The organism is Streptomyces sp. NPDC060049 (assembly GCF_042736715.1).
GTDB lineage: Bacteria > Actinomycetota > Actinomycetes > Streptomycetales > Streptomycetaceae > Streptomyces.
In genome coordinates, this window is sequence record NZ_JBHWVV010000022.1 from 85,270 (window position 1) to 107,479 (window position 22,210).

22 protein-coding genes and 1 riboswitch are annotated in these 22,210 nt (G+C 72.1%); of the genes, 10 read left to right on the forward strand and 12 right to left on the reverse strand.

Annotation, left to right across the window (positions count from 1 at the left end):
* Window positions 1-146: 146 nt before the first annotated feature.
* Window positions 147-959: a histidinol-phosphatase gene (gene hisN / locus ACFWBY_RS31740; protein WP_385335619.1), complete on the reverse strand. Its 813-nt coding sequence runs from the start codon at window positions 957-959 to the stop codon at window positions 147-149.
* A gap of 121 nt (window positions 960-1,080) precedes the next feature.
* Here hisN and ACFWBY_RS31745 point away from each other — a divergent pair, with 121 nt between their 5' ends.
* Complete coding sequence (locus ACFWBY_RS31745; RefSeq protein WP_385335652.1) at window positions 1,081-1,665, forward strand: TetR/AcrR family transcriptional regulator; 585 nt, start codon at window positions 1,081-1,083, stop codon at window positions 1,663-1,665.
* Here the strand turns inward: ACFWBY_RS31745 and ACFWBY_RS31750 are convergent.
* The 4 genes from ACFWBY_RS31750 to ACFWBY_RS31765 form a co-directional block, all read right to left on the reverse strand.
* On the reverse strand, window positions 1,631-1,954 hold the full coding sequence (locus tag ACFWBY_RS31750; protein WP_328300718.1) for a multidrug efflux SMR transporter: 324 nt from the start codon (window positions 1,952-1,954) through the stop codon (window positions 1,631-1,633). The genes ACFWBY_RS31745 and ACFWBY_RS31750 overlap by 35 nt on opposite strands.
* A 119-nt stretch (window positions 1,955-2,073) precedes the next feature.
* The gene (gene rsgA / locus ACFWBY_RS31755; RefSeq protein WP_385335622.1) at window positions 2,074-3,084 is read right to left on the reverse strand and encodes a ribosome small subunit-dependent GTPase A; all 1,011 of its coding nucleotides are present in this window, start codon (window positions 3,082-3,084) and stop codon (window positions 2,074-2,076) included.
* A gap of 8 nt (window positions 3,085-3,092) precedes the next feature.
* Complete coding sequence (aroA, locus tag ACFWBY_RS31760; RefSeq protein WP_385335624.1) at window positions 3,093-4,448, reverse strand: 3-phosphoshikimate 1-carboxyvinyltransferase; 1,356 nt, start codon at window positions 4,446-4,448, stop codon at window positions 3,093-3,095.
* A gap of 156 nt (window positions 4,449-4,604) precedes the next feature.
* On the reverse strand, window positions 4,605-5,318 hold the full coding sequence (locus tag ACFWBY_RS31765; RefSeq protein WP_385335626.1) for a M50 family metallopeptidase: 714 nt from the start codon (window positions 5,316-5,318) through the stop codon (window positions 4,605-4,607).
* A gap of 53 nt (window positions 5,319-5,371) precedes the next feature.
* Here ACFWBY_RS31765 and ACFWBY_RS31770 point away from each other — a divergent pair, with 53 nt between their 5' ends.
* The 8 genes from ACFWBY_RS31770 to def all read left to right on the forward strand — a co-directional run bounded on the left by ACFWBY_RS31770 (window position 5,372) and on the right by def (window position 13,068).
* The gene (locus tag ACFWBY_RS31770) at window positions 5,372-6,187 is read left to right on the forward strand and encodes an SOS response-associated peptidase (protein WP_385335628.1); all 816 of its coding nucleotides are present in this window, start codon (window positions 5,372-5,374) and stop codon (window positions 6,185-6,187) included.
* Window positions 6,188-6,214: 27 nt separating this feature from the next.
* On the forward strand, window positions 6,215-6,874 hold the full coding sequence (locus ACFWBY_RS31775; RefSeq protein WP_385335630.1) for an alpha/beta family hydrolase: 660 nt from the start codon (window positions 6,215-6,217) through the stop codon (window positions 6,872-6,874).
* A 299-nt stretch (window positions 6,875-7,173) separates the two neighbouring features.
* Window positions 7,174-7,818 (forward strand): sigma-70 family RNA polymerase sigma factor, encoded by a 645-nt coding sequence (locus tag ACFWBY_RS31780; RefSeq protein ID WP_008741505.1) that lies wholly within the window; start codon window positions 7,174-7,176, stop codon window positions 7,816-7,818.
* Complete coding sequence (gene rsrA, locus ACFWBY_RS31785) at window positions 7,815-8,144, forward strand: mycothiol system anti-sigma-R factor (RefSeq protein WP_385335632.1); 330 nt, start codon at window positions 7,815-7,817, stop codon at window positions 8,142-8,144. Before ACFWBY_RS31780 ends, rsrA begins: the two co-directional genes overlap by 4 nt.
* Before the next feature lie 220 nt (window positions 8,145-8,364).
* Window positions 8,365-9,933, forward strand: coding sequence for an HD-GYP domain-containing protein (locus ACFWBY_RS31790; RefSeq protein WP_385409732.1), 1,569 nt, complete (start codon window positions 8,365-8,367; stop codon window positions 9,931-9,933).
* Complete coding sequence (locus tag ACFWBY_RS31795) at window positions 9,930-11,198, forward strand: HD-GYP domain-containing protein (protein ID WP_385341211.1); 1,269 nt, start codon at window positions 9,930-9,932, stop codon at window positions 11,196-11,198. The genes ACFWBY_RS31790 and ACFWBY_RS31795 overlap by 4 nt, the downstream gene beginning before the upstream one ends.
* Window positions 11,199-11,339: 141 nt before the next feature.
* Window positions 11,340-12,335, forward strand: coding sequence for a tetratricopeptide repeat protein (locus ACFWBY_RS31800; RefSeq protein ID WP_385341209.1), 996 nt, complete (start codon window positions 11,340-11,342; stop codon window positions 12,333-12,335).
* 91 nt (window positions 12,336-12,426) lie between these two features.
* Window positions 12,427-13,068, forward strand: coding sequence for a peptide deformylase (def, locus tag ACFWBY_RS31805; RefSeq protein WP_385341207.1), 642 nt, complete (start codon window positions 12,427-12,429; stop codon window positions 13,066-13,068).
* A gap of 43 nt (window positions 13,069-13,111) precedes the next feature.
* Here def and ACFWBY_RS31810 read toward each other — a convergent pair whose 3' ends face one another.
* Entirely contained in the window at window positions 13,112-14,092 is a 981-nt protein-coding gene (locus ACFWBY_RS31810; protein WP_385341205.1) for a helix-turn-helix domain-containing protein, read from the reverse strand.
* An 81-nt stretch (window positions 14,093-14,173) separates the two neighbouring features.
* On the opposite strand from ACFWBY_RS31810, the gene ACFWBY_RS31815 reads away from it, so the two are divergent.
* The gene (locus ACFWBY_RS31815; RefSeq protein WP_385341203.1) at window positions 14,174-14,383 is read left to right on the forward strand and encodes a hypothetical protein; all 210 of its coding nucleotides are present in this window, start codon (window positions 14,174-14,176) and stop codon (window positions 14,381-14,383) included.
* 71 nt (window positions 14,384-14,454) lie between these two features.
* Here ACFWBY_RS31815 and ACFWBY_RS31820 read toward each other — a convergent pair whose 3' ends face one another.
* From ACFWBY_RS31820 to ACFWBY_RS31845, 6 genes are all read right to left on the reverse strand, one after another.
* Complete coding sequence (locus ACFWBY_RS31820; protein WP_385341201.1) at window positions 14,455-15,486, reverse strand: ribonucleotide-diphosphate reductase subunit beta; 1,032 nt, start codon at window positions 15,484-15,486, stop codon at window positions 14,455-14,457.
* On the reverse strand, window positions 15,486-17,900 hold the full coding sequence (locus ACFWBY_RS31825) for a ribonucleoside-diphosphate reductase subunit alpha (protein WP_385341199.1): 2,415 nt from the start codon (window positions 17,898-17,900) through the stop codon (window positions 15,486-15,488). The genes ACFWBY_RS31820 and ACFWBY_RS31825 overlap by 1 nt, the downstream gene beginning before the upstream one ends.
* Before the next feature lie 175 nt (window positions 17,901-18,075).
* Window positions 18,076-18,158: riboswitch (cobalamin riboswitch) on the reverse strand.
* A gap of 91 nt (window positions 18,159-18,249) precedes the next feature.
* Window positions 18,250-18,747: a GNAT family N-acetyltransferase gene (locus ACFWBY_RS31830; protein ID WP_385341197.1), complete on the reverse strand. Its 498-nt coding sequence runs from the start codon at window positions 18,745-18,747 to the stop codon at window positions 18,250-18,252.
* 83 nt (window positions 18,748-18,830) lie between these two features.
* Window positions 18,831-19,028: a YbdD/YjiX family protein gene (locus ACFWBY_RS31835; RefSeq protein ID WP_385341195.1), complete on the reverse strand. Its 198-nt coding sequence runs from the start codon at window positions 19,026-19,028 to the stop codon at window positions 18,831-18,833.
* Complete coding sequence (locus tag ACFWBY_RS31840; protein ID WP_385341193.1) at window positions 19,025-21,187, reverse strand: carbon starvation CstA family protein; 2,163 nt, start codon at window positions 21,185-21,187, stop codon at window positions 19,025-19,027. The genes ACFWBY_RS31835 and ACFWBY_RS31840 overlap by 4 nt, the downstream gene beginning before the upstream one ends.
* A gap of 224 nt (window positions 21,188-21,411) precedes the next feature.
* Entirely contained in the window at window positions 21,412-22,176 is a 765-nt protein-coding gene (locus ACFWBY_RS31845) for a GntR family transcriptional regulator (protein WP_214949462.1), read from the reverse strand.
* Window positions 22,177-22,210: the final 34 nt, after the last annotated feature.

Here is a 22,210-nt window from a genome sequence, read left to right on the forward strand (position 1 = left end):
TGTGAGTCCCTCCGCTCGGGTGGGGTGCGTCGTGCGGGCCCGCACTTAGAGAAGGCCTTCACAAGCGCACAAGCGGAGGAGTCCCAGATTCCCACGGACACGGAGTGTCATCAAGAGGGCGCGCTCGGCAGGACCGGGCGCACGGGTCAGGCGCGCGGGCGCAAGAGACCGAGCATCCGCTCGTGCAGCAGGCCGTTGGAGGCCGCCGCGTTCCCGCCGTGCACCCCGTCCGTTCCGTCCAGGGCGGTGAAACGGCCGCCGGCCTCCTCCACCACGACCGCCAGGGCCGCCATGTCCCACAGGTTCAGCTCCGGCTCGGCGCACAGGTCGAGCGAGCCCTCGGCGACCATCATGTAGGGCCAGAAGTCCCCGTAGCCCCGAGTGCGCCAGCACGCCCGGGTCAGGTCCAGGAAGCCCGGCAGCCGCCCCTGCTCCTCCCAGCCGCTCAGCGAGGAGTAGGCGAAGGAGGCGTCGGCGAGGTCGGCGACCTTGGAGACGCCGAGTGCGGTGGTCTCGCCCAGCGCGCCCCCCGCGTACGCCCCCTGGCCGCGCGCCGCCCACCAGCGGCGGCCCAGCGCCGGGGCGGACACCACGCCGACCACGGGCCGGAAGGCCCCGGCCGGGTCTTCGGGGTCCGCCTCCATCAGGGAGATCAGCGTCGCCCAGACCGGCACGCCGCGCACGTAGTTCTTCGTCCCGTCGATCGGGTCCACGACCCAGCGGCGGGGGCCGTCGCCCTTGAGGCCGTACTCCTCTCCCAGGATCGCGTCGTCGGGCCGCGCGGCGGAGATCCCGGCCCGGATGATCTCCTCGGTGGCGGTGTCCGCCTCGCTCACCGGGGTCATGTCGGGCTTCGTCTCGACTCTCAGGTCGAGGGCGCGGAACCGCTCCATCGTGGCGGCGTCCGCCGCGTCGGCGAGTTCGAGGGCAAGGCGCAGGTCATCGTCATACTCGGGCATGGCCGAACAGTACCGAGACCGCCGGGGCCCCGTGCGGGGCGTCCACCGTGCGCCGCGCGCACCCTTGACAGGATCTGTCGGCCCGTCAACTCTGACGGTGACGTCAAAGGGGGAGGCGACGGTGCCGACGGCCCGGGAGTCCTTGCTGGAAGCGGCGGGAGCGGCGCTCGCGGCGCGCCCTTGGCCGGCCGTTCGGATGGTCGACGTGGCGGCCGCCGCCGGGGTGTCGCGCCAGACCCTCTACAACGAGTTCGCCGGCAAGGCGGGCCTGGGCCACGCGCTGGTCCGGCGCGACGCCGCCTGGTACCTCGACGGCGTGGACCGGGTGCTCGCCTCCCCGGGCGCCCCCGCCGAGCGGCTCGCGTCCGTCGCGGAGTGGACGGTGCGGGCGGCCGGGGCGCGCCCCCTCGTACGGGCCCTGCTGACGGGCTGCTGGAACGGGAACCTACCCGTGCCGGCCGGTCGGGGAGTGCGGCCGGGACTGCCCGCGCTCGGTCCCGCGGAGCTGGTCCGCGCCGTACGCGAACGGGCCGGCGACGTCTTCGCCCCGGGCGAGGGAGCGCACCGGTGCGAGCTGGCCGTGCGCCTCGCGGTGTCCTACCTCATCGCCCCGGCCGGCCCGCCGGGACCCGGCTCCGGCGAACTGCTGCGGCTGCTCGACGGGCCGGGCCTCAGTGTGCCGAGCCGGACAGCTGGAGTCCGATGACGCCGAGGATGACCAGCGAGATCGAGACGAGTTTGAGGGTGGAGACCAGGTCGCCGAGGAAGATCATCCCGTAGATGGCGGTCCCGGCGGCACCGATGCCCGTCCACACCGCGTAGGCCGGACCCACGTCCAGCTTCTTCAGGGCCAGGGTCAGCAGGCCGAAACTGCCGAGCGCGAAGCACGCGAAGGCGACGGTCGGCCACAGTCGGGTGAAGCCGTGCGACAGCTTGAGGCAGACCGCGAAGCCCGTTTCCAGGATTCCGGCGACCACGACCAACAGCCACGCCATGGCGTATGCCTCCCCGCGTCACGTGGTGCGCTCTCGGCCCGGCCGTCGCACCACTTGGTGCGATTATGCATTTACCAGGCATCGCATACGGCAAACCCCGCTGGGCGGTCGACCGTCGGTCAGTCGCCCTCGCGTCGCTCCCGCGTCTGGAGCAGCCGCCGCAGCGAGTACAGCCGTGCGGGATCCGCGTGGCCGTCCTCCACCCACTTGTCGAGCGCGCAGTCCGGCTCGTCGTGGCTGCACGCGCGCGGGCAGCCCTCCGTCCCCGGCACCAGCTCCGGGAAGGCCAGGATCACCCGGGACGGGTCCACGTGGTGCAGGCCGAAGGAGCGCACGCCCGGCGTGTCGATGACCCAGCCGTCCCCGCCCGGCAGCGGCAGCGCGAGCGCCGAGGTCGTGGTGTGCCGGCCGCGGCCGGTCACCGCGTTGACCACTCCGGTGGCGCGCTGGCGGCCCTCGGCGACCAGCGAGTTCACCAGCGTGGTCTTGCCGACGCCCGAGTGGCCGACGAAGGCGGTGATGCGGCCGTTGAGGTGCTCGCGCACCCGGTCGGCCGCGTCGCCCGCCGCCAGCTCCTCGCGGTTGGTGACCACGTAGTTCAGCCCGAAGGTCGAGTAGATCTCCAGGATCTTGTCCGCGGAGGTCAGGTCGGACTTCGTGAGCACCAGCAGCGGTTCCAGCCCGGCGTCGTACGCGGCCACCAGGCAGCGGTCGATCATCCTGGGCCGCGGCTCCGGATCGGCCAGCGCCGTGACGATCGCCAGCTGGTCGGCATTGGCGACGACCACCCGCTCGTAGGGGTCGTCGTCGTCGGCCGTGCGACGCAGCACGGACTTGCGCTCCTCGATGCGCACGATGCGGGCGAGCGTGTCCTTCTTGCCGGTCAGGTCGCCGACGATCCAGACCCGGTCGCCGACCACCGCCGCCTTGCGGCCCAGCTCGCGGGCCTTCATGGCGTGCACCGCGCGGTCCTCGACCAGGCAGGTGAGCCGTCCCCGGTCCACGGTCAGGACGAACCCCTCGGCGGCGTCCTCGTGCTTGGGGCGGATGGTCGTACGCGGCCGGTTGCCCTTGGGGTTGGGCCGCTGGCGGATGTCGTCCTCGTCGGTGTGCTTGCCGTACCTGCGCATGGCGGGCCCTACGCTCCCACGCCTGCCGGCGCCGTCGTGCCGAGCATGTCCGTCCACATCCTCGGGAAGTCCGGCAGGGTCTTCGCGGTCGTCGCCACGTTCTCGACGAGCACCCCCTGCACCGCCAGGCCGATCACCGCGCCGGCCGTGGCCATCCGGTGGTCGTCGTACGTGTGGAACGTGCCGCCGTGCAGCGGGCGCGGCCGGATCCGCAGCCCGTCCTCGGTCTCGGTGACGTCGCCGCCCAGGGCGTTGATCTCCTTGGTGAGCGCCGCCAGCCGGTCCGTCTCGTGCAGCCGCAGGTGCTGGACGCCGCGCAGCACGGACTCGGAGTCGGCCAGCGCCGCGACCGCCGCGATGCCCGGCGTGAGCTCGCCGACCTCGCCGAGGTCCACGTCGATGCCGTGGATCTTGCCGGTGCCGGTGAAGACCAGGCCCGCGTCGGTCAGCTCGCAGGAGCCGCCCATCTCCGTGAAGATGCGGCGCAGCGCGTCACCGGGCTGCGTGGTGCGCCGGGGCCAGTCCGGGATGGTGACCGTGCCACCCGTGATCATGGCCGCCGCCAGGAACGGCTGCGCGTTGGAGAGGTCCGGCTCCACGACCAGGTCGCGGCCGAGCAGGGCTCCGGGGGCGACCCGCCAGACGTTCTTCTCGCCGCCCGCCTCGGGGGTGTCGACCTGGGCGCCCGCCGCGCGCAGCATCTCCACCGTCATCCGGATGTGCGGCATGGACGGCAGGTTGGTGCCCACGTGCCGGACCTCGACGCCCTGGTTGAAGCGCGGGGCGGAGAGCAGCAGCGCGGAGACGAACTGTGAGGAGTTGGTCGCGTCGATCTCGACGGTGCCGCCCTCCAGGGCGCCGCCGCCCTGGACGGTCAGCGGCAGCGCGCCGCGGCCGTCGTCGTCGATGCGGGCGCCGAGGGTGCGCAGCGCGGTGATGACCTGCCCGAGGGGGCGCTCGTAGGAGCGCGGGTCGCCGTCGAAACGGATGTCGCCGGCGGCGAGGGTGGCGACGGGCGGCAGGAAGCGCATGACCGTTCCCGCGTTGCCCACGTCGACGGTGGCCGGGCCGTGCAGCGCGGCCGGGATGATCCGCCAGGCCTCGCCGCTGTCGCCCGCCCCGGCGGAGGTGGAGGAGACGGTCTCCTCGATGCCGACGCCCAGCGCGCGCAGCGCGTCGGACATCAGCTGGGAGTCGCGCGAGCGCAGCGGGCGGCGTACCCAGCCCGGCTCGGAGGCCAGCGCGGCGAGCACGAGGGCACGGTTGGTGACCGACTTGGACCCCGGCACGGTGACGGTGGCCTGGACGGCGGCATCGGCGAGCGGGGCGGGCCAGAGGGCGGGGGGAGCGGGGGTCGCGGTCATGGCCACCACTTTAGTGGCTTCCCGTGGCCGCAGATCTTGATCGCGGGGGCGTCTCGGCGGGCGGACGGACCGTGCACGGGGACCCGGTGCCGACCTCGGTGCCGGACCCGGCGCCGGCCTCGCGGTCGGACCGGGCCGCCGACCTCGGCGGATGGGTCAGAGCGCGAGCAGCCAGCGGCCGCCGCCGATGAGCGAGCACAGCGCGACCACGTGGAAGAGGAGCAGCCACACCACCGGGTGCACATGGGTGAGCCGCCCCAGCTGGTCCGCGTCCGAGTCGGGCGCTCCGCCGCGCCGGCGCTTGGACCCCAGCTCGAAGACCGGCCGGACCCCGCCCAGCAGCAGGAACCACACGACGGCGTAGGCGAAGACCGCCTGCACGTCGGCCGTGGCCATCCAGGAGACCAGGACGAAGGTGGTGCCCGTCAGGACCACCGTCAGCATTCCGTAGGCGTTCCGGATCATCACGAGCATCGCCACCAGCAGCGCCGTCGCCGCCCACAGCAGCAGGGTGATCCGGTGCGCGGAGAGCAGTGCCGCCCCGCCCAGGCCCAGCAGCGAGGGTGCCGTGTACCCGGCGGCGGCGGTGAGGACCATCCCGGGGCCGGTCGGCTTGCCCCGGCTGACGGTGACCCCGCTGGTGTCCGAGTGCAGCCGTATCGCCTCCAGGCTCCGGCCGGTCAGCAGGGCCAGCAGGCCGTGCCCGCCCTCGTGGGCGATCGTGATGGCGTTGCGCGACAGCCGCCACAGCGGCCGCGGGCCCACGGCGGCCAGCGCGGCCAGGCCCGTCGCGATCACCAGCCACCGGTCGGGGGTCGTCTGTATGCCGGTGAGCCGGTCCCACAGGCCGGCCGCTGTGCTGCTGTCCATGAGGTGGCGGACTCCTTGCGGTGGTGGTCGGGTGCCGTGGCAGTGTGGCATCCATGTGCGGACGGTATGCAGCGAGTCGCGGGCCCGAGGACCTGGTGGAGGTCTTCGGCGTGGAGCGGTGGGATCCTGAGGAGACCCTGGACCCCGACTGGAACGTGGCCCCGACGAAAGAGGTCCACGTCATCCTCGACCGTCCACTGAAAGACGCTCCGAGCCCGCGTCCGGTTCGCCAGCTCAGGGTGCTGAGATGGGGTCTCGTCCCGTCCTGGGCTCAGAATCCCGACGGGGCCGCCCGGATGATCAACGCCCGGTCCGAGACCATCGCCGAGAAGCCGTCCTTCCGCCGCCCCTTCGCGCAGCGCCGCTGCATCATCCCGGCCGACGGCTACTACGAGTGGGTCACCGCCCACGACGAGCGGGAGCTGGAGGTCGAGGGGAAGAGGAAGCGGGCCCGCAAGCAGCCCTACTTCGTCCTCCCCGCCGACGGTTCCGTCTTCGCGATGGCCGGGATATACGAGTTCTGGCGCGACCGGACCCTGCCCGACGCGCACCCGGCGGCCTGGTGGGCCACCTGCTCGGTGATCACCGCGGAGGCCGAGACCGGACCGCTGGGCGTCGCCCCGGCCGACGGGCCGCGCTCCCTCTCCGACATCCACCCGCGGATGCCGCTGATGCTCACCCCGGACCGGTGGGACGCCTGGCTGGACCCGGCGCGGACCGATTCCGACGAGCTCCAGGCCCTGCTCTCCCCGCCGCCGGGCGGCCTGATGCGCGCCTACCCGGTGCCCACGGCCGTGAGCAACGTGCGCAACAACGGGCCCGAGCTGCTGGAGGAGCTGGCCGCGCCGGAGGAGAGCACGCTCTTCTGACCCTCCCCGAACCGGCATGATCGGGGGATGACCACGCGTACCGAGAGCGCCCCGACCCCGGCGGGCGAGGCCCGCATCACCTGGCATCCGGCCCCGGCCCGCAAGGCCCGCCTCGTGCTGGCCCTCGGCCACGGCGCCGGCGGCGGCATCGAGGCCCGGGACCTCCGGGCGCTGGCGGCCGCCCTGCCCGCCCACGGGATCACCGTGGCGCTGGTCGAACAGCCGTGGCGGGTCGCGGGGAAGAAGGTCGCCGCCGCGCCCAAGGTGCTGGACGAGGGCTGGCGCGCCCTGTGGCCCGCGCTGGCGGCGTCCGGGCGGCCGGTCGTCGCGGGCGGGCGCAGCGCCGGGGCCCGGGTGGCCTGCCGGACCGCCGCCGAGCTGGGCGCCGCGGCGGTGCTCGCACTGGCCTTCCCGCTGCACCCGCCGGGCCGGCCCGAGAAGTCCCGGGCCGACGAACTGCTGGGCGCCGGGCGGCCGACGCTGGTGGTCCAGGGCGGCCGCGACCCCTTCGGGCAGCCCGCGGAGTTCCCGGAGCCGGGCGGGCGCGAAGCCCCGTACGAGCTGGTGGAGGTGGCCTTCGGCGACCACGGCTTCGCCGTGCCGAAGAAGGCGGACCTGACGCAGGAGGAGGCCCTGGAGGTGATCACCGGGGCGGTGGCGGGCTGGCTCGACCGGCTTGCCGTGTGATCCGGCCCCCGGCGGATCGGCACGGGACGACCCGGACGGGCCGGAACCGGCGCCGCCGGGGAATGCGCCGCCCCGCCCTTCTGTTGTCCCGGATGTCGGTACGTACGGGAACATGTCGTGAGGAGAGCGAGCGCATGACGCAGGTCATCAGCCAGAACCGTCCGCAGGCCGCTGACCTGGACTGGACAGTGCTGCCTGCTCCCCAGCGCGGCACGCTTCGGGCGGCGGCCGACCGGGATGGTCGACTATTCTCCGATTCGAGCGGGTCCGCTTTCGGAGTCGCCACGCAGTCGGAGGAGGTGGGTCCTGTCGCTGGGACCGACGAAGGCCACGCGGAGGAGACGACCCCGGAGCGCAACGCGCGCTTCGAGAGGGACGCCCTCGGCTACCTCGACCAGATGTACTCGGCCGCCCTGCGCATGACGCGCAATCCGGCCGACGCCGAGGACCTGGTCCAGGAGACGTACGCGAAGGCGTACGCGTCGTTCCACCAGTTCCGCGAGGGCACCAACCTCAAGGCATGGCTGTACCGCATTCTGACCAATACCTTCATCAACTCCTACCGCAAGAAGCAGCGCGAGCCCCAGCGCAGTGCGGCGGAGGAGATCGAGGACTGGCAGCTGGCGCGCGCCGAGTCGCACATGTCGACGGGGCTGCGTTCCGCCGAGTCGCAGGCGCTCGACCACCTGCCCGATTCGGATGTGAAGGAAGCGCTTCAGGCCATTCCGGAGGAGTTCCGCATCGCGGTCTATCTTGCCGACGTAGAGGGCTTTGCGTACAAGGAGATCGCGGACATCATGGGTACACCCATCGGTACGGTCATGTCGCGACTGCACCGTGGCCGCCGTCAACTCCGCGGAATGCTGGAGGACTACGCCCGCGAGCGCGGGCTCGTCCCGGCCGGCGCGGGAGAGTCGAACGACCTGAAAGGCTCGGGCTCATGAGCTGCGGAGATGCGCACGAGACGGAGTGCTCCGAGGTCCTGGACCACCTATACGAGTTCCTGGACCAGGAGATGCCCGAAGGCGACTGCACGAAGTTCGAGGCGCACTTCGGCGAGTGCAATCCCTGTCTTGAGAAGTACGGTCTGGAACAGGCCGTGAAGAAGCTGGTCAAGCGCTGCTGCGGATCGGACGACGTACCGACCGACCTGCGGTCGAAGGTGATGGGACGGATCGAACTGATCCGTTCCGGTCAGGCCGTGCCGGACCATGACATCACCGCCGCGCCGACCGTCGCCGAACCACTGCCGGGATCGGCGAAGGGCTGAATTCGACCGCGTGCGCCGATGACGTGATCGCCGATTGATCGATCACGAACAGCCGCCCCCGGAAGGGCACTTCCTTCACCCGAAGGTGGTAATCCGGGGGCGTCCGCATGGCGCAATGCGAAAATGTGGCCCAGCTCGCTCCCGGCCCCACTTATCCTCCCCATTCGGTACTGGTTTGATTCGGTACCCGGCTTGCACGGCCCAGGGGGAGGAGAGCGCCATGCGGGGACTTCCCTCGGCGGCGCGCGCCTCCATCGTGTGCGCCGTCCTCGCCGCCTGCGCCTGCCTCGCCCCGGCCCTCGTCGATCCCGCCACCGCGTGGCCCTCCGTCGCGCTGCTCGCCCTGCTCTACCTCGGCTGTGAACTCGTCAAGGTCTGCCCGCTCATGGGCCGCCGGGTGCCCGAGGGGCTCGGCTCCTTCTTCCCCGTGGTGCTGGCCGCCGTGTTCCTGCTGCCGCCGCCCGCCGCCGCGCTCGTCGTGCTGCCCGGCGCGTTCGCCGGGACGGTGGTGCAGCGGCCCGCCGCGGTACGGCGCACCTGGCACGCGGCCCAGCAGGCGATAGCCGCCTGGACCGCCGGGCACGTCTACGGGCTGCTGGGCGGGCCCGCGGCGCTGGGCTCCGGTTCCTCCGGCGGTACCGGCCCTCCCGGGGCGCAGGCAGCCCCCGGCCCCGCGCTCTGGGTCGCCGACTTCCCGTTCGTGATGCTCCCCGCCGCCGCGGCGGCCGTCGCCTTCTGCCTGGTGCTCACCGCCCTCGACGGCGGCATCCTGGCCACCGCCGAACGCCGGCCCGCGGCCACCGCCTGGCGCGGACTGCTGACCCGGTCCCTCGCCCCGCACTGCGTGCACGGCCTCGCCGGGCTGATGATGGCCGTCATGTGGCGCAGCCCGTACGGACTCCCCGCAGCTCTGCTCGTCCTGCTGCCGATGTACATCTCCTGCTGGGTCTTCGCCCAGTACCACCGCGAGCGCGCCGCCCACCAGGCCACCATCCGCGCACTCGTCCAGGCCGTCGACATCAAGGACCGCTACACGCGCGGACACAGCGAGCGCGTCGGCCAGGCCTCCGCCATGATCGCCCGCGAGCTGGGCATGGGCGAGGAACGCCTCGAAGTCGTCCGCATCGCCGGGATCCTGCACGACGTCGGCAAACTGGGCGTCCCCACCCGACTGCTGCGCAAAGACGGGCCGCTGACCCCCGAGGAACGCCGGATCATCGAACTGCACCCCGAGTACGGGCACGAGATGGTGCGCGGCATCGGCTTCCTGGGCGAGGCCCGGGCGGCGATCCTGCACCACCACGAGCGGGTGGACGGCTCCGGCTACCCCTACGGGCTGACCGGCGAGCAGATCCCCGTGCTGGCCCGCGTGGTGGCGGTCGCCGACTCCTTCGACGCGATGACATCGACCCGGTCCTACAGCCGGGCCCGGCCGGTGCCGGTGGCCCTGGCCGAGCTCGAACGGTGCGCGGGGTCGCAGTACGACCCGGAGATGGTGCGGGCCCTGGTGGAGGCGATCGGCCGACAGGGCTGGCACCCGAAGGTGACCTCGGACGAGGACCTCCAGGTGATCCCCTCGGGCGCCCCGGCCGGAGCGGGTGCCCCCGCCCGCCCCCCGGGGACCGACGGGGAGCAGAGCGCCCCGGTGCTCGCCGGACTTCCCGCGCAGGCCGGCCGGCCCGCGCAGGCCGGGGCCGCGCCCCCCGCCGGCCCGGCCGGATCCGCGGCCGGGCCCGCCGCGGCGGGCCGTGACACCGACGGCGCCGGCCCGGCGGGAGCGGACACGTGAGGGTGTGCGCCGCCGGGGTCGTGCGCGGGGCCGCGGGACTGCTGACGGCGGCCGCGCTCGGGCACACCCTGTGGAACGGACTCGTCGAGCCGGGTACCGCGCTGGCCTTCGGCACCCTGATCACCATCGGCGAGCTCGTCCGCCGCGATCCCGGAGATCCCGGCGACGCCGCCCGCCGCGGGCCCGCGCCGCTCGGCTCCGCCGGAGCGCTCGCCTACGCCCTGCTCGGGCAGAACGCCGGGCAGCCCACCCGTCACGGTGTCCTGCAGATCGTCGCCGTCGTCGTCGCGGCCGCCCTCGTCGGGATCGTCCCGCACATCGCCCGGGGCCGCGGACCGGCCCTCGACCACCTGGCCCGCCGGGTCCTCACCGTCACCTTCGCCGCCGTCTGCTTCCAGCCGCTCTACAACTCCGGCCGGCTGGAGGACCGGGTCGGCCAGGGGTCGTACCTCGTGCTGTTCCTGATCTGCCTGCTCGGACTGACGGCACTGTGCGACGCCGTCCTCGCCGCCGTCCTCGCCCGGGCCCGCACCGGCTGGCCCTTCGCGCCGCTGCTCCGCGACGAGATGCGCGCCCAGCTCGGCATCGGCTCCGCGATCTGCGCCACCGGCGTGGTCATGGCCCTGGGGGCCGCCGTCGCCGGCCTGTGGGCCGTTCCCGTCTTCAGCGTGCCGCTGCTGCTGACCCAGATGTCCTTCCACCGGATCACCGCCATCCGCACCACCTACCGCGAGACCATCACCTCGCTGGCCCGCGCCACCGAGATCGCCGGATACACCCGGCCCGGCCACTCCCGCCGGGTGGCGGCCCTCAGCTGCGCCGTCGGCCGGGAGCTGGGCCTCTCGGAGCGGGAGCTCACGGTCCTGGAGTACGCCGCCCTCATGCACGACATCGGGCAGCTCTCCCTCGTCGACCCCGTCCCGGCCGGCGCCACCGCCGAGCTGCCCGCCGCCGAAGCCCGCCGGATCGCCGGGCTGGGCGGGGAGGTGGCACGGCAGACCGGGGTCCCCGCCGAGGTCGCGGTGGTGGTGGAGCTGCAGGCGGATCCGTACCGGGACCAGCCCGTCGCCGCACGCATCGTGCGCACGGTCAACGCGTACGACGACCTCGTGGGCGGGGCCGGTCACCCGGGCGGCTCACTGGAGGCCCTGGAGCGGCTCCGGCTGGGCACCGGGCACGACTATCAGCCAGAAGTAGTGGAGTGTCTGGCCAGGGTGCTCGCCCGTGGCGGACGTGCCAGAGTCGTACCCGTTCCGCCTGGGTAACCCATGAGTAATGAGCGGCCGTCCGAGTGGGCATGGTTGGATGCCAGTAAGAGTGTCCCCGGGCGAGAATGTGTCAGTAGGAGTGTCCGGAAGAGTCCGCAAGGCTGCACCGTTGGATCGTCGGACCGGCAGGCGGGAATCGTGAGGATCTTCGGGAAGGTACGGCATAGGCCATCCGCCTCGTGGCGGCAGGCCACCGACCGCGCGTTCACGCTGATCGGCGACGGGCGGTACGAGGACGCGGGCGCGCTCCTGACCAGAGCCGCGGACCTGGAACCCTGGCTCTCCGAGTCCTGGTTCAACCTGGCGCTGCTCCACAAGTTCCGCCACGACTGGGAGCAGGCGCGGGCAGCGGGGCTGCGCGCCGTGGCCCTGCTCGACCGGGAGACCGGCGCCCCGGACTGGTGGAACGTCGGGATCGCCGCGACCGCGCTGCAGGACTGGCCGCTGGCCCGCCGCGCCTGGCAGGCGTACGGGCTGAAGGTGCCGGGAGACCCGCACGGCGCGGGCGCGGGCGCCGAGCCCGTCGGCATGGAGCTCGGCAGCGCGGCCGTGCGGCTGTCGCCCGAGGGCGAGGCCGAGGTGGTCTGGGGCCGACGGCTGGACCCGGCCCGCATGGAGGTCCTGTCGATCCCGCTGCCGTCCTCGGGGCGGCGCTGGGGCGAGGTCGTCCTGCACGACGGGGTTCCGCACGGCGAGCGCGTCACCGCGGCCGGGCCCTCGTACCCCGTTTTCGACGAGATCGAGCTGTGGGCGCCCTCCCCGGTGCCGACCTGGGTGGTGCTGCTGGAGGCGGCCACGGAGGCCGACCGCAACGCCCTGGAGCAGTTGGCCTCAGACGCCGGGTTCGCCGCCGAGGACTGGTCCTCGTCGGTGCGGCTGCTGTGCCGGACCTGCTCGGAGAGCGCGATGCCGAGCGGCGAGGGCGACGGGGAGCACCTGGACCCGCACGACCACAGCGAACCGGGGCACCCCGGTCCGCTGGGGCACCGCACGGCGGGCTCGGGATCCCTGTGGGTGCCGGAGCGGGAGTGCGGGATCGCGGCTCCGGCCGGGCTCGTGCGCGGGCTGCTCGACGGATGGGTCGCGGACAGCCCGGAGAGCCGCGAGTGGCGGGATCTCGAAGAAGTCTGCTGAGCGGGGGCCGTAGGCTGTACGGGCACCTGTACCGGCACATCGGTGACGTGGTGCGTGACGGCCCGGGACTTACGGAAGGCGTACGGCGGACATGGCGCAGCAGGAGAACGACGTTGTCGGTGTCGTTGGAGAGAACGACGGGTACGTCGTGGACACCGAGGACTGTGAGGCGCGCGAGCTCGCCTACCGCGAGCGCGGCACGGCCCGCCCCATCACGGTGGTCGGCAACCCGGTCCTGCACCGCGAGTGCAAGGACGTCACCGAGTTCGGTGACGAGCTGGCACGGCTGATCGACGACATGTTCGCCAGCCAGAAGGCCGCCGAGGGCGTGGGCCTGGCCGCGAACCAGATCGGCGTGGACGCCAAGGTCTTCGTCTACGACTGCCCGGACGACGACGGCAACCGTCACACGGGCGTCGTGGTCAACCCGAAGCTGATCGAGCTGCCGGCTTCCGCTCGCGTGCTGGACGACTCCAACGAGGGCTGCCTGTCGGTCCCCACCGCCTACGCCTCGCTGGCCCGACCGGACTACGCCGAGGTCGAGGGCCAGGACGCGCAGGGCAACCCGATCAAGGTCCGCGGCACGGGCTACTTCGCGCGCTGCCTGCAGCACGAGACGGACCACCTGTACGGCTACCTGTACATCGACCGGCTCTCCAAGCGGGACCGCAAGGACGCGCTGAAGCAGATGGAAGAGGGCACCCCGCGCTACGCGACGGTCCCGAACGCGTAGCCGCCAGGCCGCACAGCCGCCCGGCCGCCCGGCGTCCGGGCGCCTAGGCGGCGGCCGGGCCGCGGAAGGTCCGGCGGAAGGCGTTCGGCGTGGTTCCCAGCGTGCGCAGGAAGTGGTGGCGCAGGGCGGCCGCGGTGCCGAAGCCGCAGCGGCCCGCGATCGCGTCGACCGTCTCGTCGGTGGACTCCAGCAGCTCCTGCGCCAGCAGGACCCGCTGGCGCAGCACCCACTGGTAGGGGGTCGTCCCCGTCTCCTGCAGGAAGCGGCGGGCGAAGGTCCGCGCGGACATGTGGGCCCGCTCCGCGAGCTGTTCGACCGTGATCTCCTCCTCCAGGTGGCGGGCCATCCAGCCGATCACCTCGCCCACCGTGTCGCAGGCGGTGCGGGGCAGCGGGCGCTGGATGTACTGCGCCTGCCCGCCGTCCCGGTGCGGCGGTACGACCATCCGGCGCGCGATGGTGTTGGCGACCTCCGCGCCCTGCTCCTGCCGGACGACGTGCAGGCACGCGTCGATCCCGGAGGCGGTGCCGGCCGAGGTGATCACCGGGCCCTCGTCCACGTACAGCACGTCCGGGTCGACCCGGGCCCGCGGGAAGCGGCGGGCCAGGGCCGGGGCGTGCATCCAGTGCGTGGTGCAGCGCCGGTCGTCGAGGAGCCCCGCCGCCCCCAGCACGAAGGCGCCGCTGCACACGCTCAACAGGCGCGCTCCCCGGTCCGCGGCCCGGCGCAGGGCCGCCAGGAGCGGCTCGGGATAGTCGCGGCTGGGTGCCTCGCGGTCGGCGGGCACGCAGATCAGGTCGGCCTCCTCCAGCCGCTCGGGTCCGTGGGGGAGGCTGAGACGGTAGTGGCCGTCCCCGGCGGTGATCGGGTTGTCCTCCATCGCGCAGAGGGCGAAGTCGTAGGTCGGCAGGCCCATCGCGCTGCGGTCGATCCCGAAGACCTCGCAGAAGATGCCCATCTCGAAGGGGGCCACCCCGTTCACCACGGCCACGGCCACGTTGTTCAGCGAGGAAGTCTTCACCATGACCCCAGTGTGGCAGTAATTCGTTCTCTTGTGACAGTCCTGCCACTGTCCGGTTTCTGGCGACCTGGCGAGAGTGGAGTCATGAACGCATCCCTCGACTTCCTCGTCGTCCTCGCCGTCGCCGCCCTGCTCCTGGGCCCCTCCCTCTACGGAGCCGCGCGCGAGCGCCGCGTCGACCGGCAGATCCGCGCGGCCCGCCAGGAGGCGCGGGTCCTCGGCCGACGCCAACGGCGTGAGCCCCCGCGCGCTCGCGCGCCGCGCGTCGCCGTACGGCACGCGCCCGGACGGTGACCCCGCCCCCCCCGTGACCGGGATCCGTGACATCCCGGCCGCGGCGGCGAGCTGCGAAGGGCGGCCGGGACCTAGAAGTCCTCGTCCAGGTCGACCGTGCCCTCGACCGCGACCTGGTAGGCCGACGGGCGGCGCTCGAAGAAGTTCGTCAGCTCCTGGACGCCCTGCAGCTCCATGAAGGAGAACGGGTTCTGCGAGCCGTAGACCGGCGGGAAGCCGAGGCGGACCAGGCGCTGGTCCGCGACGCACTCCAGGTACGCGCGCATCGACTCGGTGTTCATGCCCGGCAGGCCGTCACCGCACAGGTCGCGGCCGAACTGCAGCTCCGCCTCGACGGCCTCCTTCAGCATGTCGGTGACCTGCTGCTGGAGGGCGTCGTCGAAGAGCTCCGGCTCCTCCTTGCGGACCGTGTCGACGACCTCGAACGCGAAGTTCATGTGCATGGTCTCGTCACGGAACACCCAGTTGGTGCCGGTGGCCAGACCGTGCAGCAGGCCGCGCGAGCGGAACCAGTACACGTACGCGAAGGCGCCGTAGAAGAACAGGCCCTCGATGCACGCCGCGAAACAGATCAGGTTCAGCAGGAAGCGGCGCCGGTCGGCGGCCGTCTCCAGCCGGTCGATCTTCTCGACCGAGTCCATCCACTTGAAGCAGAACTGCGCCTTCTCGCGGATCGAGGGGATCTCCTCGACCGCGTCGAACGCGGCCGCCCGGTCGTCCGGGTTGGGCAGGTAGGTGTCGAGCAGCGTCAGGTAGAACTGGACGTGCACGGCCTCCTCGAACAGCTGGCGCGACAGGTACAGGCGCGCCTCCGGGGAGTTGATGTGCTTGTACAGGGTCAGCACGAGGTTGTTCGAGACGATCGAGTCACCCGTCGCGAAGAACGCGACCAGGCGGCCGATCATGTGCTGCTCGGACGGGGTCAGCTTCGCGAGGTCCGCGACGTCCGAGTGGAGGTCGACCTCCTCGACCGTCCACGTGTTCTTGATCGCGTCGCGGTAGCGCTCGTAGAAGTCCGGGTAGCGCATCGGGCGGAGCGTGAGCTCGAAGCCCGGGTCCAGGAGGTTCTTACTCGTTACGGCAGGGGTGTCGTTGGAGCTCATTACTGGCAGGCCTCGCAGGACTCGGGGTTCTCAAGGGAGCAGGCCAGCGCGTCGGCGTCGACGGCCTGCGGGAGGGGCGCGGCGGCGGCCGGGACGACGCTGCCGGAGGCGGCGCGGGCGATCTTCGTCGCCGGGCGCGAACGCAGGTAGTACGTGGTCTTCAGGCCCTGCTTCCAGGCGTACGCGTACATCGAGGACAGCTTCCCGATGGTCGGCGTCTCCAGGAACAGGTTCAGCGACTGGGACTGGTCGAGGAACGGCGTACGGGCCGCCGCCATGTCGATCAGACCGCGCTGCGGGATCTCCCACGCCGTGCGGTACAGCTCGCGCACCTCGGCCGGGATCCAGCCGAAGCCCTGGACCGAGCCGCTGGCCTCGCGCAGCGCCTCGCGGGTCTGGGTGTCCCAGACGCCGAGCCGCTTGAGCTCCTGCACCAGGTAGCCGTTGACCTGGAGGAACTCCCCGCTCAGCGTCTCGCGCTTGAAGAGGTTGGAGACCTGCGGCTCGATGCACTCGTACACGCCCGCGATGGAGGCGATGGTCGCCGTCGGGGCGATGGCGAGGAGCAGCGAGTTGCGCATGCCGCTCTCGGCGATCCGGGCGCGCAGCGCGGTCCAGCGCTCCGGCCAGTTCAGCTCCACGTCGTAGTGGTCGGGGTGCAGGACGCCGCGCGCGGTGCGGGTCTGCTCCCACGCGGGGAGCGGGCCGGAGCGTTCGGCCAGATCGCACGAAGCCTCGTAGGCGGCCAGCATGATGCGCTCGGAGAGCTTCGTGGACAGGGCCTTCGCCTCGGGGGAGTCGAAGGGCAGCTTCAGCTGGAAGAAGACGTCCTGCAGGCCCATCGCGCCCAGGCCCACCGGACGCCAGCGGGCGTTGGAGCGGCCGGCCTGCTCGGTCGGGTAGAAGTTGATGTCCACGACGCGGTCGAGGAAGGTCACGGCGGTGCGGACGGTCTCGTCCAGCCGCTCCCAGTCGATGGCGTCCTCCCGCCGGCGCGCTCCTGTGAGGACGAAGGCGCCGAGGTTGACCGAGCCGAGGTTGCAGACGGCCGTCTCGCCGTCGTTGGTGACCTCGATGATCTCGGTGCACAGGTTCGAGGAGTGGACGACGGTGCCCGGCTCGGCGGTCTGGTTCGCCGTGCGGTTGGAGGCGTCCTTGAAGGTCATCCAGCCCTGGCCGGTCTGCGCGAGGGTGCGCATCATCCGGCCGTACAGGTCGCGCGCGGGCATGGTCTTGCGGGCGAGACCGGTCTCTTCGGCCTTGCGGTAGGCGGCGTCGAACTCGTCGCCCCACAGGTCCACCAGCTCGGGCACGTCGGCCGGGGAGAACAGCGACCAGTCGGCGTCGGCGTTCACGCGGCGCATGAACTCGTCCGGCACCCAGTGCGCCAGGTTCAGGTTGTGCGTACGGCGCTGGTCCTCACCGGTGTTGTCGCGGAGCTCCAGGAACTCCTCGATGTCCGCGTGCCAGGTCTCCAGGTAGACGGCGGCGGCGCCCTTGCGGCGGCCGCCCTGGTTCACCGCGGCGACGGAGGCGTCGAGGGTCTTCAGGAACGGCACGATGCCGTTGGAGTGGCCGTTCGTCCCGCGGATCAGCGAACCCCGGGCGCGGATGCGGGAGTACGAGAGGCCGATGCCGCCGGCGTGCTTGGACAGGCGCGCGACCTGGTGGTAGCGGTCGTAGATCGAGTCCAGCTCGTCCAGCGGGGAGTCCAGCAGGTAGCAGGAGGACATCTGCGGGTGGCGGGTACCGGAGTTGAAGAGGGTGGGGGAGGACGGCAGGTAGTCGAGGCGGCTCATCAGCCGGTACAGCGAGGCCACTTCCTCGACGGCCTGGACCGAGTCGTTCTCGGCGAGGCCGCAGGCCACGCGCAGCATGAAGTACTGCGGGGTCTCGATGACCTGGCGGGTGATCGGGTGGCGCAGCAGGTAGCGGCTGTGCAGGGTGCGCAGGCCGAAGAAGCCGAAGCGGTCGTCGGCGCCCTCGGCGAGCGCGTGCTCGACCAGCGCGTCGAGCCGCTTCGCGTGCAGGCGTACGAAGTCGGCGGTGCGCTCCGCGATCAGCCCCTCGCGGTGACCGACCTCGACGGAGCCGGAGAAGGAGGTGGCGTCCTGGCCGGCGGCCTCGTCGCGCACGGCCAGCGTCAGCAGGCGGGCGGCGAGGCGGGAGTACGCCGGGTCCTCGGAGATCAGTCCTGCGGCCGCCTCGGTGGCGAGCGTACGCAGCTCCGCCTCGTCGGCGGCGGCGCTGCGGCCGCGCAGGGCGGCGGCGGCGACCCGGCCCGGGTCCGTGTCGGGCAGGTCGGCGGTCAGCTCGGTGAGCGTGCGCAAGAGCGCGGCCCCAGGGCCCCCGGCCACCGTGTCGTGTGCGGACGGGTCGGACTCGGCGCGCGGTGCGGAAGGCGCGATGGTCACGGGGGGAGCTCTCCTCGCTCGGCTCCGGGAACACCGTGGTGCGGGGCGCGAGGCGGCGCACGTGGGAATGCGCGGGCCTGGCGGGCGCGCGAGCGGCACGTGGCGTCCACCGGCCCAACCGCGGGGCCCGGACGTGTCTGCACCCGGTTCGGTCGAGCCGGGCGCACTGTCGACAGGTCCTCGGACTTGCGGATGCGCCGAGCGGATCGGGGCATTTCATACCGTTGCGGGACAGTTCCGGATTCTCACCGGATTCCCCTGCGACGACAGCGAGCATGAGCATACATGTGGGGGCGGTCCCTCGCGGTAGCCCCCACATGTTGTGTCGTTCACCGAAGTCGGCACACCGTCACAGCTCGACTCGGTAGGTGAGCAGGGGGAGCCCCGGGATCGGGTACCAGTCCCGGTCCGGCGTCCGGACGAAGCCCAGCCGGTCGTAGATCCGGTGGGCTCCCAGCATCTTCTGCGTGGTCGAGAGCACCAGGTGGCTCACGCCCGCGAGGTCCCGGGCGCGGGTCATGCAGGCCCGCACCAGCGCCTCGCCGGCGCCGCGGCCGCGCGCGGCCCGGGAGACGGCGAGCATCCGGAACTCCGCCTCGCCGGGTCCGGCGATGTCGGCCAGCGGGCTGCCGGGAGGGGCGAAGGTCACACAGCCGAGCAGCGTGCCGTCGTACTCCGCGACGAGCACCTCGCCGTCGGCGGCCCGGCCGGCGACGTCGCGCAGCCGGTCCAGGTAGGGGTCGCCCTCGGCGAAGTCCAGCAGCCCGTCGTCGAGGTACGCCCGCGCGGTGATCTCGCCCAGCTCTTCGTATTCGGCGGCCACGGCCGGCCTGATGAGGATGTCCATGGGACCGAGTGTGCGACAGGACGGAAAGAAGGGCCGTCACGTGTCCCGCGGTGCGGGAGACGTGACGGCCCCGGGCCGCCGGTTCAGCAGCAGCGGAACCCGTCGCGCGGGTCGGCCTCGCGGGCGTCCGTACGGGCGCGCTCGAAGGCCCGGCGGGTCGGTACGGGCGCGTCCGGGTCGTGCGTACGGGCGTGGGCGACGTAGCGGTCGTACGCGGCCTCGCCCGAGAACTCCCGTACGAAGTACCGGGCGCGGCCCAGCGCGCGGCGCAGGCCCGTCACGCGGGTTCTCGCACGGAGTCCTTCACGCGGCCCCCGCCCGAGTCGAGGCCGGCGGCGGCGAGTTCCGCCCGCTCCTCGGCGGTCGGGATCAGCCCGGCCGGAGCGACGATCTTGGACTCGGTCCAGGGGACTTCGGCCAGCGTCACCGACTCCGGCTCGCGGATGGCCTTGAAGCAGGTCCGGGCGGCGTCCAGCAGGACGATGACGATCAGCAGGGCGAAGAGCACCGACAGGACGCCGTCCACCGTGGCGTTGGTGACCACGGTGTGCATCTCGCCCATGGTCTTGGCGGGCTTGAGGACCTTGCCCGCGTCGATGCCGTCCTGGTAGAGGTCCCGCTGCGCGAAGAAGCCGATCTTCGGGTTGTCGGAGAAGATCTTCTGGTAGCTGGCGGTGAGCGTGACGGCCACGTCCCAGACCAGCGGGATGCCCGTCACCCAGGCCCACTTGAGCCGGCCGGACTTGATCAGCAGCGTGGTGCAGACGGCCAGGGCGACCGCGGCGAGGAGCTGGTTCGCGATGCCGAACAGCGGGAAGAGCTGGTTGATGCCGCCCAGCGGGTCCTTGACGCCGACCCACAGGAAGTAGCCCCAGCCGCCGACGACGACCGCGCTCGCGAACCAGACGCCCGGCTTCCAGCTGACGTCCTTGAAGGACTTGTGCACGTTGCCGAGGGTGTCCTGGAGCATGAAGCGGCCCACGCGGGTGCCCGCGTCGACCGTGGTCAGGATGAACAGGGCCTCGAACATGATCGCGAAGTGGTACCAGAACGCCTTCATCGATCCGCCGCCGAGCACGGAGGAGAAGATCTCGGACATCCCGAGTGCGAAGGTCGGGGCGCCGCCCGTACGGGAGAGCAGGCTGGCCTCCTCCACGTCCTTCGCGGCCTGCGCGAGGGCCTCCGGGGAGATGGAGAAGCCGAAGTTCGTCACCGCCTGCGAGGCCGTCTCGACGGTGGCGCCGACGACCCCGGCGGGGGAGTTGATGGCGAAGTACAGGCCGGGCTCGATGATGCAGGCCGTGATGATCGCCATGACGGCGACGAAGGACTCGGTCAGCATCGCGCCGTAGCCGATGACCTTGACCTGGGTCTCCTTCTGGATCATCTTCGGCGTGGTGCCCGAGGAGACCAGCGAGTGGAAGCCCGACAGTGCTCCGCAGGCGATGGTGATGAAGACGAAGGGGAACATCGAGCCGGCGAAGACCGGGCCGTCGCCGCGCGAGGCGAAGTCGGTGACCGCGGGCATCTTCAGCGTCGGCATGGCGACCACCACACCGACGGCGAGCAGGCCGATGGTTCCCACCTTCATGAAGGTGGAGAGGTAGTCGCGCGGCGCGAGCAGCATCCACACCGGCAGCACGGACGCCACGAAGCCGTAGACGACCATCCAGATGACCAGCGTCTCCTTCTCCAGGGTGAAGGTGTCCGCCAGCGAGGACTCCGCGACCCAGCCGCCCGCGACGATGGCGAGCAGCAGCAGCGCCACCCCGACGGCGGAGACCTCGGTGACCCGGCCCGGGCGCAGGACGCGGAGGTAGAAGCCCATGAAGAGGGCGATCGGAATGGTCATGCCGATGGAGAAGACGCCCCACGGCGAGTGCGCCAGCGCGTTGACGATGACCAGGGCCAGTACGGCCAGCAGGATGATCATGATGATGAAGACGGCGACCAGCGCGGCGGCTCCGCCGACCGGGCCGATCTCGTCCCGGGCCATCTGGCCGAGCGAGCGGCCGTTGCGCCGGGTGGAGAAGAAGAGCGTGACCATGTCCTGGACGGCGCCCGCGAAGATCACGCCCGCGACGATCCAGATCGTGCCGGGCAAGTAGCCCATCTGAGAGGCGAGTACGGGACCGACGAGCGGCCCGGCGCCGGCGACGGCGGCGAAGTGGTGGCCGAAAAGCACCCGCCGGTCGGTCGGGTGGAAGTCGACACCGTTGTCAAGGCGTTCCGCGGGGGTGGCGCGGGTCTTGTCCACCTTCAGGACGCGGGTCGCGATGAAGCGCGCGTAGAAGCGGTATCCGATCGCGTACGAGCCCAGCGCGGCGGCGAGCAGCCAGGCCGCCGAGATCTCCTCGCCGCGCGAGAGGGCCAGCACGCCCCAGCCGACGGCTCCCACGAGCCCGACGAGCACCCACACGGCCACCGACCGGGGGGACATGCCCCCGGGGCCGCCCCGGGCCCCCTCGGGGCCCTGTGACGGGGAAGGCGAGCCCGGTGTGGTGCCCGGGCCCGCCGTGTTCCGTTCTGTTTCCGATGCTTCCGGTTCCGGCATGATCTCTCGTCCCCTCGTCGATCATCTGCGTAAGCGCAGGGAATCTACGGGGGCCCGACCGCTGGAGGTAAGCCCCCGTCCGCATAGCGGGAACGAGAGTCAACTACGGATCAGAGGGCGGGGCGCTGGAGTCGGGCGACGAACTTGTAACGATCGCCGCGGTAGACCGAACGCACCCATTCGACGGGCTCCCCGTCGGCGTCCAGCGAGTGGCGCGAAAGCATCAGCATCGGCAGGCCGACGTCGGTGCCGAGCAGGCCGGCCTCCCGCGGGGTGGCCAGCGAGGTCTCGATGGTCTCCTCGGCCTCGGCGAGACGTACGTCGTACACCTCGGCAAGGGCGGTGTAGAGGGAGGTGTACTTGACCAGCGAACGGCGCAGCGCGGGAAAGCGCTTGGCCGAGAGGTGGGTGGTCTCGATGGCCATCGGCTCGCCGCTCGCCAGCCGCAGCCGCTCGATGCGCAGGACCCGTCCGCCCGTGGCGATCTTGAGCAGGCCGGCGAGGGTGTCGTCGGCCGTCACGTAGCCGATGTCCAGGAGCTGGGAGGTGGGCTCCAGGCCCTGGGCTCTCATGTCCTCGGTGTACGAGGAGAGTTGGAGCGGCTGGGAGACCTTCGGCTTGGCGACGAAGGTGCCCTTGCCCTGGATCCGTTCCAGTCGCCCCTCGACGACGAGCTCCTGCAGTGCCTGTCGCACCGTGGTGCGGGAGGTGTCGAATTCGGCCGCGAGCGTGCGCTCGGGCGGTACCGGCGTGCCCGGGGGCAGCGTCTCGGTCATGTCGAGCAAGTGCCGCTTGAGTCGGTAGTACTTGGGCACGCGTGCCGTGCGGGTCGCTGCCCCGCCGTCCGGCTCCGTGGTCGCCCCTTCGGTGGCCATCGCCGCCCGCCTTCCCGACTCCAGTTTCGTTGCC